Raw genomic sequence first — 13,163 nt, 5'->3', positions numbered from 1 at the left:
TGACAAAAAACTTACAACAAGACTTTTGATAAGGCTTTGGGGGTTCTTATGAGAAAGCATGGTTTCACACTCGCAGAATTGATGGTAGCCATCTCCATCTCCGGCTTACTTACTGCCGTGGCGGTTCCTAAGCTTTCCAGCTCCATTTCCAAATCCAAGGCTACCGAATTGACTCCCGCCGCCGCAACCTACACCAAGCTTCAGGCCGCCTACCTGTATGAACACAAGTCCTTTGGCACCTGGAAAAAGATCGGTTACGAAGCCCCGGGCAAAAGAGGTAAGACCGACACCTTCGTCTACACCAGAGGCGAAGTCATTTCCTCGATCAAAACTGACAACATTTCCAAGGATCTGAGTGCAGGCAAGGTAAGCTGGCAGGCCGAAAACTTTGTAAGCCTGAGCGGATGCAAGGCAGGCAACCAGTGGAAACTGAAGGCTATTGCAATCAGCGACACTGAAATTGAATTCAAGCCGTATATCGAATCAAAGGAGACTTCAGCCGAATGCGCCCCCCTTTCGGGCGACTGGGCCTTTTTCCAGAGCACCATTTCTATGGACACTCCGCCCAGCGATATGGTCGTAGCAGACGCCTCCTCGAATCCGTCCTCACCGGCAAACAATACCGGCAGCAATTCCTCTAGCTCCACAAACACCGGAAACAACGGCAATAGTGGAAATAACGGAAATGAGAATACTCCGTCAAGTTCGTCTAACACTCAGACAGCCAATACCTTCTACGATGCCGATGAAAACTGGACTGAAGAAGATGACGGTTCTTGCGGTGTAATGTATACCACCGGAGGAAACAAGTGTCCGCCGAGCTGGTGCAAGCTGAACGGCAACGTCAGTTCAAACCATGGCGGCTGGAGTAAAGCCGGCCACAAGTGGAACGAATGCTACAACGCCAGACAGGACCTTATCCAGGAAGCCACAGACCAGGGACTGCTGACTTGCAAGAACAAGAACAACTGCAAGGTCAATAAGTCCGGCACGAACGTCACCATCAACGGAAACGTAATCAGCCAGAGCAGCGAAGAAATCAGCACCGAGGCCTACAACAGTTCTGAAGAACCGGCTGCCAAGGAAATCTGCTATACCAATTCTGAAGCAGAAGCCAAGGCATACTTCGGATACGTGGATGTCCTTTGTGCCGGTCAAAACACCGGCAAGGCCGGTTGCAGTCAATGGCGTCGAGCCAGCGAATGCGGTAATAACAGTTGGAAAGGCAAAGGCTATTGCTCAAGTTGGACTTAAACGCAGATTCTCTCTCTCCTTGTAAAAAAAGAACCGGAATTCTATTCCGGTTCTTTTTTCGTCATTGGATCCTTCGCGGCTTCGCCTCTCAGGATGACGGCGAAATGATTCGCCGCGCCGTCCGCTAGATTCGCCGCGCCGTCCGCTAATTAGATAGCGTCGATGACCTTGTTGAACTGTTCCACAGGGCGCATCCACTTCTTGAGGAGTTCAGCCTTGGGCAGGTAGTAACCGCCGATGTCAGCGGGCTTACCTTGTTCTGCAGCGTAAGCGGCAACGATGTCCTTTTCGCCAGCGGTAAGGGCTGCGGCTACGGGAGCGAACTTTGCAGCCAGTTCTGCATCGGCAGTCTGTGCGGCAAGGGCTTCGGCCCAGTACATAGCCAGGTAGAAGTGGGAACCGCGGTTATCCAGGTCGCCCAGCTTACGGGCCGGAGTGCGGTTGTTTTCAAGAATGCGACCGTTAGCTTCGTCCAGAGTGTCAGCCAGGACCTTAGCCTTCTTGTTGCCGGTAGTAGAGGCAATCTGTTCGAAGGAAGGAACCAGGGCGAAGTATTCACCCAGGGAGTCCCAACGCAGGTAGTTTTCAGCAAGGAACTGCTGGACCTGCTTAGGAGCGGAGCCACCTGCACCAGTTTCGAAGAGGCCACCACCAGCCATGAGCGGCACGATGGAGTACATCTTGGCGGAAGTGCCAAGTTCCAAAATCGGGAACAGGTCAGTGAGGTAGTCTCGCATGACGTTACCGGTAACGCTGATGGTATCGAGACCGGCCTTGGCGCGGGTCAGGGATTCGGTAACTGCGGACTTGGGGTCCATAATCTTGATGTCGAGACCGGAGAGGTCGTAATCCTTCAGGTAGACTTCCACCTTCTTCTGGATTTCGCGGTCGTGGGCACGCTGGGGGTCCAGCCAGAAAATAGCGGGAGTGTTGGAAACGCGGGCGCGGTTCACAGCCAGCTTGACCCAGTCCTTGATGGGAGCGTCCTTGGCCTGGCACATACGGAAGATGTCGCCGGCTTCAACGTCCTGAGAAAGGAGAACTTCACCCTTGCTGTTCACAGCACGGATAACGCCCTTGCCCTTGGCAATGAAGGTCTTATCGTGAGAGCCGTATTCTTCGGCACCCTGAGCCATGAGGCCCACGTTGGAGGTGGAGCCCATAGTAGTGGGATCGAATGCGCCGTTCTTCTTGTGGAAATCAACGGTAGCTTCGTAGATACCTGCATAGCAGCGGTCCGGAATGCAAGCCTTCACTTCCTGGAGCTTGCCTTCCTTGTTCCACATCATACCGGAGTTACGGATCATGGCCGGCATGGAGGCGTCGATAATCACGTCGCTGGGAACGTGGAGGTTGGTAATACCCTTGTCGGAATCCACCATGGCGAGAGCCGGGCCGTTGGCCAGAGCAGCATCGATTGCAGCCTTGACTTCAGCTTCCTTGGCATTGCCTTCCAGACGCTTGTAGAGGTCGCCCAGACCGTTGTTGGCGTCGATGCCCAGTTCCTTGAACAGGTCGGCATACTTGGTGAAAACGTCCTTGAAGAACACGCGAACGAAAGCGCCAAACATGACGGGGTCGGAAACCTTCATCATGGTAGCCTTCAGATGCACGGAAAAGAGCACACCCTTTGCCTTGGCATCAGCCATCTGGTCGGCAACGAACTTTTCGAGAGCAGCCATGCGGAGCACGGTAGCATCCAGGATTTCGCCAGCCAGAGTGGGCTTTGCAGCGCGGAGTTCAGTAACGGAACCATCAGCAGCCACAAATTCAATCTTGAAGGTATCGGCGTCAGCGATGGTGACAGACTTTTCGTTACCGTAGAAATCGTCAGCGGTCATGTAAGAAACATGAGTCTTGCTGTCGGCAGTCCAGGCACCCATCTTGTGGGGGTTCTTCTTGGCGTAGTTCTTAACAGCCTTGGGAGCGCGACGGTCAGAGTTACCCTGACGGAGCACCGGGTTCACTGCGGAGCCCTTCACCTTGTCGTACTTGGCGCGGATTTCCTTTTCTTCTTCGGTAGCAGGAGCATCCGGATAATCCGGCAGGTCGTAGCCGTTAGCCTTCAGTTCGGCGATAGCGGCCTTCAACTGAGGAACGGAAGCGGAAATGTTGGGGAGCTTGATGATATTGGCGCTTGCATCCAGGGAGAGCTTACCCAGGAAAGCCAGGTCGTCTTCGGCCTTGCCGAAAGCTGCCAAAATACGGCCAGCCAGAGAAATATTCTTGGTTTCCACATCGATATTGGCAGTCTTTGCGAAAGCGCTTACGATGGGCAGGAGGGACTGAGTTGCCAAAAACGGAGACTCGTCGGTAATGGTGTAATAGATCTTAGGATTCATGGTTTCCCTCGTTAAATTTTTCGACGAAAAATCTAGAAAATTTAAGGTTCTTTATAAAGTCTGAAGAATCATATTTGATAACGCAAATTTCATGCCAAAAATGAACCAAAAACAGTTAGCACGTTCCATTGATAAATTGACAAGAGAAATCTGTTTTTTCAATGAAAAAAGCCGAAAAATCGGTATAGTTTTATTTTCCTGGAAGTGTAGTCTGTAGACAATGGTTTCGCGGAGTGTAAAAGCTAACCATTACAAAAAACGTATAGATTGTAGGTTGGGGTTATACAGCCCACGCGGAATGGTTAAGCATGACGGCAGGATGGTGCTGCCACAAAGAAAAAGGATGTGTGCATGAAGAATTGGGTTTTGAAGTTTATCGGATTTGCAGGCATTGCAGCAGGCGTTACCAGCGCATTTGGCGCCACGTACGAGCCGCCGTCAACTGCCGTGAGCAAGATGAATAGCTACCGTGGCTATTCTGAATTGACCACCGCCGCCAAGGGCATGGATATTGACCAGTACGCCTATAACATGACCACCTGGCAAATCGACAACGGCGGTTTCTACAAAGCTATGGCCGACAAGTACAAGAGTGCCTACACCGGCGGTGAAAAATCCGGTTGGCGTTCTGCAACCGGCGGCGACGTGGGCACCATCGATAACGACGCTACAGTCCAGGAAATGCGCTTGTTGGCTGTACGTTACAAGGAAACCACCAACAGCAATTACAAGAACACATTCAAGTCCAGCTTTAACAAAGCCGTCAACTTCCTGCTGACTATGCAGCGCAAGAGCGGTGGTCTGCCTCAGGTTTGGCCCAAGCGCAACGACTATAGCGACCATATTACCCTGAATGACAACGCCATGATTCGCGCCATGGTGACCATGATGGACATCGCCAACGGCGTTGCTCCTTTCGATTCCGATATTATCGATGACGCCACCCGCAGCAAGATGCAAGGCGCTCTGGAAAAAGCCATCGACTACTTGCTGAAAGCCCAGATCATAAATAATGGCACGCCCACCGTCTGGTGCGCCCAGCATGACACCGCCAATTACGCCCCTCGCCCCGCCCGCGCTTACGAACTGGAAAGCAAGTCCGGCAGCGAATCTGCAGGCGTTGTATGGTTCCTGATGAACTGGCCCGACCAGACAGAAGCCATCCAGAAGTCTATTACCAGCGCCATTAACTGGTACAAGAAAACCAAGGTCACAGGACTTTACTTCAACAAGAAGCAGGGCGTTTTTGAAGAACGAGCCGGCAACGTCCTTTGGTATCGTTTCTACGAAGTGAATAATGACAACTACTTCTTCTGCGACCGCGGTGGTGCCAGCACCAAGACCCAGAACTTTATGGCAATTAGCGAAGAACGCCGCAAGGGTTACCAATGGGCCGGCGAATACGGCACCGCATTAATCAGCACCGAGAAGGCATACCTGGAAGCCATCGAAAAGATGAACGGCACCTATGTTCCGCCTCCCCCTCCCGTAGCCATGTGCGGTGACGATTCCTGCAAGACTGTTGTTGACGGTGTTAACTTCATCGACATCGATGGCGTTAAGGAAACAACCAATGCAGGTTTCGTAGGAGAAGGATACGCCAACGTTACAAACGCCATCGGAAGCTACGTGACCTACGGCGTTACCGCCACCAAGGCAGGCACATACACCCTATACATCCGCTACGCCAACGGCGGCTCCGCAGCAAGAGACTACCAACTTTCCATCGGCGACAATATTCTGGTAGAAAGCGGATCCATGGAAAGTACCAGCGCATGGACCACCTACAAGACCATTCCTATCGAAGTGGAATTGCCCGTGGGCTACAGTGAAATCAAGTTCACCAGCCTTGGCAAGGATGGCATGGCCAATATCGATGTGATCGGCTGGATGAGCGACGATCTAAAGCCCGGCATGGTACAAATTTCTGAAGAAGAACCTGACGAAGATGACGATAGCGATGAGGAGGAAGAAATGGCCATCAATAACACATTATTGCTGAACGTTAAATCTGCTTCTTACAACATCCAGATTCTCGATGTTAAGGGCAACCTTATCAAGAACTACACTAGCGAAACTCGCGACCTGAACATGCAGGGAATGAAGGCTGGAGCCTACCTGGTAAAAGTTTCCCAAAAGGGAAAGGTCCTGATGAACTCCATGGTACGAGTAAACAAGTAAAGTTGCAAGTTCACACAGGGATAAAAGATGAAAAGAAATTTCACCTTTATTATCGCGCCGTTGTGTCTGGGGCTTGCCTCTACAGCCATGGCAGTGGAAAAAAGAAAGTTTGATTTCGTTGTGGGCGTTGATGGAGACTTCAAGGCCGCCATGGCCGCAGCCAGCGCCGCCTCCCCCAGCGAATCAAAACGCTTTGTCATATTCTTCCCTGATGGTGAATACGACTTGACAAAAGTGACGGCAGACCGTCACGGAAAAACCACATTCTCCACCTCATTCGTTTCGCTGATTGGCCAGACCCGCGACAAGGCAATTATTGCCAACAAGACCGATACCGAAAGCATCGGCCACACAGCCACCTTGTACCTCTCCGGAAACAAGGGCATGTACCTGCAGGATCTGACCATCCAGAACAAGAGCACCTATTGCGGATCCTCTGCATGCCGCCAGGTGACTATCCAGCAGAATTCCGGCGACAAGAATATTTTCAAGAACGTCAAGCTGGTCAGTGGGCAGGACACCTATTATACCAACAAGGGCCGAACCTACTGGGAAGATGGTGAAATCCAGGGTACCGTAGACTTCATTTGCGGTAATGGAGACGTCTTTTTCGAAGGAACGAATCTTGTAATGACTCGCAATGGCGGGTACATTACAGCCGCACAGACCTCTACCGAATGGGGCTACGTTTTCAACAACGCAAAGATTAACGTTTCCAATGGCAGCTATAACGGCACCTTCTATCTGGGACGTTCCTGGAACCACGCCAAGGTGGCCTTCCTGAACACCACCATGTACGCCCAGCCTACAGCAGAAGGTTGGGGTGCCGACATGAATTCTGCCCCCACCGTTTTCGGTGAATACAACAGCAAGAACGGCAACGGCGGAGCCATTGACGTGAGCCGCCGCAAGACTTACTTCAACGGCGGCAAGGATGCCTCCTCTGCCAAGTCCCTGAAAACAGTTTGGTCTGCCAGTGATGCCGCAAATTACACCTTGAAAAACGTCATGGGCGGTTCCGATAATTGGGAACCCAACAAGTTGACCGTTCAAATGGCTGCCCCAAAAATTTCCCAGGAAGGAAATGAAATTGTCTGGGACGACAACGAAAACGCTCGCTGCTGGGCCATATTCGTAAACGGACAATTCAAGACTAGCGTCGCCTCCAACAGTTTTGATCTTGAGGGAGTTTCTGTAGGATCAAAAGTTACCGTTCGTGCAGCCAACTCCATGGGCGGTCTCGGCGCCACCTCCAACGAAGTTTCCGTTGTAGAAAGCAATGCCACTTACTACAAGGTCTCCCTGAATAACAGCATCGGTGGAACCATCGAAAGTTCCCTCAGCGGTAACAAGGTTGCAGAAGGCAAAAAGGCAACATTCACCGCCAAGCCCATCGAAGGTTGGACTTTTGAAGGCTGGACCGGAGCTTCCGCCACTTCTGCCAGCAACCCCCTCGAGATTACCGCCACCGGCGATATTGAACTCGGCGCCACTTTTGCAGCAAAGGGCGTAGACACATTCCAGGCCGAAAGTGGCGTTATCGAAAATGGCGTCAACGAAAGCACCAATGCAGGCTTTGCTGGTACAGGCTATGTCAACTTCGGCGCAGGCAATTCCTACGTGAACGTTCCTGTTTATGTGGAAGCTGCCGGAACCTACAAGATGGAGATGTATTACGCCAACGGAAGTTCCGCAGACCGTGATTTAATTATCAAGGCAGCAGATCCTGCCGAGGCCCAGCAGGTCACTTTCGAAAAGACCGCAGACTGGAAAACCTACCCGTCCAAGGAAATCGAAATTGAACTGCCCCGCGGAGCAAGCTACATCCAGTTTGCTGTAGTAGGAAACAATGACGGCCCGAACCTGGATCAGATTGTGCTGACGCCTCTGAAGGTAGAAACCATCACGGAAGAAGATCCAGAGGATCCTAACGGCGGCGAAACACCTGCGGATACAACCCTCGGCATAGCAAACCACCAGATGAATCTGGTTAACGGAACGTTTAACGTCCAGCTGTACAACATTCAAGGAAAGTTTATTCGCAATATGAACGTTTCCGACATTCATGAACTTTCTAAATTCGTGTCTGGTATGCCGGCTGGCAATTATCTGGTACGCATTGTAGCGCCCGGTTATAAGAAACTGCAAGTTATCCGTGTGCAGTGAGATCCTGAAACATGTTCAGGATGACGTTGGGTACGTTCAAGATGATATGGCGAACACGTTCAGGAAGACTTGGAAAAACAAGTTATGAATGACGCGACAAAACGCATCCTAGACATTACAAGACAAGACATTTTGTATATTTGCCTTGTATGTTAGGTATCGAACAGAAAAAAGGCAATGATGAGAACTTGTGCGGTCGCATGATCGCATACGCCCGCATTTTACCCAATCCCGACAACGAGACTAGCGGTTCGCCTTTTGATGACATGATCAAGAACGGCATCCTGACTCTGGAAGGAGACTTTAGACAGTCTCTGCCCACCAAGAGCCAGCGCCGCGCCCTGTCCGATGCCATGGACGAAAAGTTTGACAATATGTTGGAACGTATGGAATCCGAAGGAATCGAGATTCCCGAAAACGTTGACGTAGATAAGATGCGCGAACGCCTTCACGAACTTTCCAACATGGAAGTCATTCCCATTCCCGCAAGGATTGGAAATTTCACTAGCGAATCCGAAATTCTGGAAGAGGACGCCGACATTTACTACATCGGCGAATTCATGGGAGTAGGTCAGGCTCATTACTGCCTTACCACATTGCCCATCTATTACCAGGCAGTCTACCGCGAACAGGCCCGCCGCAAGGAAATGGATTTCCTGAACGAAGCTCTGGCCCAGATCGAGACTGGCGAATTTGTGGATACCGACGATTTGCAGAAAGACACCGAGGAACTGTTCCCTAGGGGCGTTACCCTGAATACCTTCGTCGGTGACATGGGCAAACTTCTAAACACCCGAGTGATTCCGTTCCTTCTAGCCCTGGAATCCGATGAACAATACGAAGTGCAAATCAAGCAGTTCTACCAGTTCATGAAGGGCTACCCGGTACAGGCCGACGTCAAGCTGATAGACCTGGCCATCCGCGATTTACGAGCCAGGCGCGACAACGCCATGGTCCGCAAACTGTTGGAATTGGGTTGCAAAAAAATCGTGGCTGTCTATAACGAAGACCCCCGACTTGCAGACGAAATCGGCGAACAAATTGCTAAGTTCGCCGACGATTCTAGTGATGTATAATCGCTGATTTATAACGTCTAATTTTTAATTAAACTGAATTACCTGACGGCAATGTTCTTCACAGAACTCTGGCTGCCCACGCGGACGCTGACGATGTAAAGTCCACGGTCCTTGACATTCAGGTTTACGCTGTTGGCACCGGCATTTGCGTTAAACTTAGCCGTAGCCACAACCTTACCAGAAACGCTAACCACATCTACTCGAGCCGTCTGACCCATCAGATCAGAGTTCACATCAAAGTTCACATTCAGACCCTCAGCAGAACGGATTCCGCGGATATTGCGAATGGCATTGGATGCAACCACAGGCTTATTGCCAGAAGTTACGGTTACCGTAGCCGTCTTGGAGCTGGTCTTGAGAGCCACCTTGATAGATTTACCTTCCGTCATTTCGGTAGTGCGACCATCTACAGATACAAAGACCTTCTTGCCCAGCGCTCTTACCTTTTCGACACCTTCAAGCTGAAGAGTTCCTTCATGGTTATTGGATGCACTCAGTCGAACAGTCCAGCTCATTTCATCGGATTCAGACTTGAGGCTCTTTGCCAGCAAGACATTATCCTCAACGATAGACAGGCGAACATAGCCACCCATACCGGCAGGAGGTTCTTCCATCTTCTGTTCACGAGAGGCAACACCCATAACATTCCAGGAATCAACTCTACCATAATCGTCAGACAGGACTGCCTTCAGACTCCAACCTTCTGCTTCAGCAAAGTTTGCCTTCTGCAGTGCTTTTTTAGCAGCGACCGGCTTTGCACTAAAGCGAATCGTTCTCGGAGAATTTACCTTAATCCAAGCACCTTCATAGGGGCCAAGTACCTTAACCTCGGGATCATAGTCTGTGCCTTCAGCATTTCTACGCCAGATAGCAACATCCTTCAATTCATCGCAAGAAAGATCGATTGCCTGACCATAGGGATTAGCAACCATGTTCCAACCGCTATTGATGCTATCCACTTCCCAAACAATTTCTGCACCTTCAGGAATCGGGTCATTGCCATTGATTACGATATCCTTGGTGCTCTGATACCAATAGCCGGTAACATCATTTTCATCACCCTTGAATCCGTAGGCCTGATATTGCCAGAAGTCGCCAATGGTAGCGCTTTCATCCCACCAGTACAGGTAATCGCCCTTCGTGGGGATAATCTGATGTTTCTTCAGAGCCTTCAGAGAAACCATGTTCCAGGCACCAGCACGCCAAACCAGCGGTTCGCTAGAAGAAGACACTTCAACCACCTCGATAACAGAAGAAGAAGATTCTTCCACTTCACTACTAGAAGACTCGGGTTCTACTGCACTAGAGGACTCAGGTTCGGCCACACTGCTAGAAGATTCAACGATTTCTACAGAGCTGGAACTTTCCGGTTCCTTGGAACTAGAAGATTCAGGTTCTTCAGAAGAGGAAGACTGTTCAACTTCGCTAGAAGATTCAGGTTCAGCTTCGCTGGAAGACTCAGGTTCAGCGCTGCTGGAAGATTCAACGATTTCTACAGAGCTGGAGCTTTCAGGTTCTTCAGAAGAGGAAGACTGTTCAACTTCGCTAGAAGATTCAGGTTCGGCTTCGCTGGAAGACTCGGGTTCAGCGCTGCTGGAAGATTCAACAACTTCTTCGGAGCTGGAGCTTTCAAGATCCTTAGAACTGGAACTTCCCGGTTCAAGTACAACGGGAACGTCACCTTCGGGTTCACCAATCCAATAGGGATAACCTTCGTTGGTTACACCGGTTTCATCAATAGTCCAGATCTTTTCATCCACTTTACCTAAACGGTAAGGCATATTCAATGTGGTGAGCAAGGAAGACTTCATGTCACTAGCGGCAAGAGTTCCGTTTTCGTTTTCGTCCAGGTTGTTAGAACCATTGCGAACGTTATACTGAATATCCCAGCAAAAAACTTTTTCTACACCAGAGCAGGACTTAACAGAGGCGAGCCAACTTTTCATAGTGACGCTAACGAAAGATCCAAAGGCATCGTAAGCATCACTACCCAAATGATAGTTAGACATGATAGTATGTGCTGCAGTAGAATTATTCAAGGACAGCATGCCGCCCATATAGCCAACATAGAACGGATGTTCTGTGGTAGCAGGCGTCGACACATGGATTGTTCCCTTGAGATAGGAATTCGTAATGTAAAAATCACGGTCAGGAGCACCAGTAGAAATGTAAGCCAAAAAACCACCCACATAAAGGGCATCCACATTATCAACGTTTCCAAGTACATCAATATCGCCATGAACGGCAACCCTATCCATAGACGGACTTCTGCAGTAGCCGCAAACGCCCCCCACATAACCAGTGCGCTTCATAGAGGCATCATCATCCGCATTAATAGAAATCAGAGACGTTGCGTTTTCTGCAGAAAGCTTTATACGATCAAAAACAATATGATTACCACTTTCACCCTTACGGAACTCACCTACGGCTCCACCAACATAATTTCCGTTATTTACACCGGTAACCTTGATAAAACCATAATAAGCAGAAGACTTTAACCGCAGTCCCGCATTAGATTCATCACGCATGCCCACATACCCAAAGAAGCCCCCCATATCCAGGGAATCTGCTTCAGAAAGATTCAGGGCTGCATCCATAGAAACTCTGACGGTGTTATTCGCAAAAGCTTTTTCTGTTGCTGCAAGGTAACCCACACCAGCCACGCCACCCATAGCCACATAGCCCTTATTAGAACTGCTATTTGCGTTCTTGTCTACAACTTTGATTTTTCCATCGACCTTGGTATTATAGATAGACAGATAGCCGGTAGTATCAACAGCCTTTTCATTACCACCCATACCACCAACAAGACCACCAGCGTTATAGTAGATAGCCTTAGAGGAACGGGTATCATCAACAGAAAGTTTTACGAAACTTTCAGAAATCTTCAGGGGGCGAATAATCTGATAGGAGCGGGCAATCAGACCGCCAATATATACAGAGTCAGAAATAGCGCTAGAGTTCGAAATTGAACCGTCAAAGGAAACCTTATCAAAAGAGGATTCCAGGCCATAACTAGTTTCACTGGGGAAGAAACCACCAAAGAGGCCACCCATGGCAGCGCCGCCCTTAATAGAAGATCCGGCCCCGACATTCACATTATGGAAATTTAGAACCTTGTTGCTCCTCCGGCTGTCCATGAACATCTGGCCCACAAGGCCGCCCATGGCAACAAAAGCACCCTTGGAACTATTCAGTTCTGCAGAGATATCCACATCCTTGGCAGACAGGTTCAGACCATAACCCACAAGACCGCCAACACAGGCATAATAACGACCTGACCTATTCGTACCCTTGACGGCACCAGTGTTCCTTTCCATCAGGATGGTGTTGGAAATGTCCAGCATATCTTCGCTTGTAATGCCATCAAAGTTTACCCTCTGGGCAATACCCGCAACACCACCAACAACAAGGCTAGAAACGCGGACGTTCTTCAGAGTGATGCCAGAAATATCGGAGCTATCAACATGACCAACCAAGGCTCCAACGCCATAGTAATATTTCAAGGCGTCGCTAGGAATGTCGTCAGTATCATTTGCGCTGATTTCAATATCGACGTTTTCGATCCTGATATTAGAAACAGTAGCATTGAAAAGGGTATCAAAAACACCAACATGGCCACTCATAAGAGTAGTCCTATCGGTATAGTCTATGGTCTTCTTGTAGCAAACATTCTTGAAGGTGTAGCCGTTGCCCTCAATCGAGACCTTATTGCGAATCTTGATGGGTTCATGCTGAGTAACACATTCACCGTTTTCGCCAATTTCCTGGAAATCGATATCGGACTTGAAGGTCAGCGTACCACTTCCTGCGGTCTTACCACTCCACAGAGTGGAAAGAATATCATTCAATTCATGGGAAACACTACCATTGGTAATCTGACGAGAGGTCGTACAGAGATCGCACATCTCTACAGACTGAGAAACGACGCCATTTCCAGCGCCATCGTCTGAGAAATTCAAATAAAGACCGGCATCCTGTGCAGCTGCCATGACGGTAGCCACCAGAACGGCAATCCAAGTAAAGTTTAATTTACGCATCTTCACACACCTCTTTAACAAAGATACGTTATATTTCTGCGTTTAGCAACTTTTATCAACCACCTATAAACACAATGTGACTAAGCACAAAAAAGTTGTTTTAT

Annotated in this window: 6 protein-coding genes; 4 read left to right on the top strand and 2 right to left on the bottom strand. The window is 49.5% G+C overall.

The window, feature by feature from the left end; translation table 11 throughout:
* Nucleotides 1-48: 48 nt before the first annotated feature.
* Entirely contained in the window at nucleotides 49-1,254 is a 1,206-nt protein-coding gene (locus BUB73_RS00495) for a type II secretion system protein (protein ID WP_073282844.1), read from the top strand.
* A 149-nt stretch (nucleotides 1,255-1,403) separates the two neighbouring features.
* On the opposite strand, the gene BUB73_RS00490 is transcribed toward BUB73_RS00495, so the two are convergent.
* Nucleotides 1,404-3,596 (bottom strand): NADP-dependent isocitrate dehydrogenase, encoded by a 2,193-nt coding sequence (locus BUB73_RS00490; RefSeq protein ID WP_073233627.1) that lies wholly within the window; start codon nucleotides 3,594-3,596, stop codon nucleotides 1,404-1,406.
* A gap of 351 nt (nucleotides 3,597-3,947) precedes the next feature.
* Between BUB73_RS00490 and pelA the strand changes: the two genes are divergently transcribed.
* The 3 genes from pelA (at nucleotide 3,948) to BUB73_RS00475 (ending at nucleotide 9,019) form a co-directional block, all read left to right on the top strand.
* Nucleotides 3,948-5,777, top strand: coding sequence for a pectate lyase (gene pelA, locus BUB73_RS00485; protein ID WP_083537978.1), 1,830 nt, complete (start codon nucleotides 3,948-3,950; stop codon nucleotides 5,775-5,777).
* Nucleotides 5,778-5,804: 27 nt separating this feature from the next.
* The gene (locus tag BUB73_RS00480) at nucleotides 5,805-7,943 is read left to right on the top strand and encodes a pectinesterase family protein (RefSeq protein ID WP_073282841.1); all 2,139 of its coding nucleotides are present in this window, start codon (nucleotides 5,805-5,807) and stop codon (nucleotides 7,941-7,943) included.
* A 149-nt stretch (nucleotides 7,944-8,092) separates the two neighbouring features.
* A complete protein-coding gene (locus BUB73_RS00475; RefSeq protein ID WP_073233623.1) occupies nucleotides 8,093-9,019 on the top strand; it encodes a hypothetical protein in 927 nt (308 codons plus the stop codon).
* Nucleotides 9,020-9,057: 38 nt separating this feature from the next.
* Here the strand turns inward: BUB73_RS00475 and BUB73_RS00470 are convergent, their stop codons facing one another.
* A complete protein-coding gene (locus BUB73_RS00470) occupies nucleotides 9,058-13,059 on the bottom strand; it encodes a T9SS type A sorting domain-containing protein (RefSeq protein ID WP_073282838.1) in 4,002 nt (1,333 codons plus the stop codon).
* Between the last annotated feature and the right edge of the window lie 104 nt (nucleotides 13,060-13,163).

The sequence above is a fragment of the Fibrobacter sp. UWH6 genome (assembly GCF_900142465.1).
Classification (GTDB): Bacteria; Fibrobacterota; Fibrobacteria; order Fibrobacterales; family Fibrobacteraceae; genus Fibrobacter.
Note: the sequence above shows the minus strand (reverse complement) of the source record. Positions and strands in the feature narration are given on the sequence as shown.

Excerpts from the sequence above, each read along its gene's own strand:
- BUB73_RS00495 (WP_073282844.1), top strand. The coding sequence starts at position 49 with ATGAGAAAGCATGGTTTCACACTCGCAGAATTGATGGTAGCCATCTCC.
- BUB73_RS00490 (WP_073233627.1), bottom strand. The coding sequence starts at position 3,596 with ATGAATCCTAAGATCTATTACACCATTACCGACGAGTCTCCGTTTTTG.
- pelA (WP_083537978.1), top strand. The coding sequence starts at position 3,948 with ATGAAGAATTGGGTTTTGAAGTTTATCGGATTTGCAGGCATTGCAGCA.
- BUB73_RS00480 (WP_073282841.1), top strand. The coding sequence starts at position 5,805 with ATGAAAAGAAATTTCACCTTTATTATCGCGCCGTTGTGTCTGGGGCTT.
- BUB73_RS00475 (WP_073233623.1), top strand. The coding sequence starts at position 8,093 with ATGTTAGGTATCGAACAGAAAAAAGGCAATGATGAGAACTTGTGCGGT.
- BUB73_RS00470 (WP_073282838.1), bottom strand. The coding sequence starts at position 13,059 with ATGCGTAAATTAAACTTTACTTGGATTGCCGTTCTGGTGGCTACCGTC.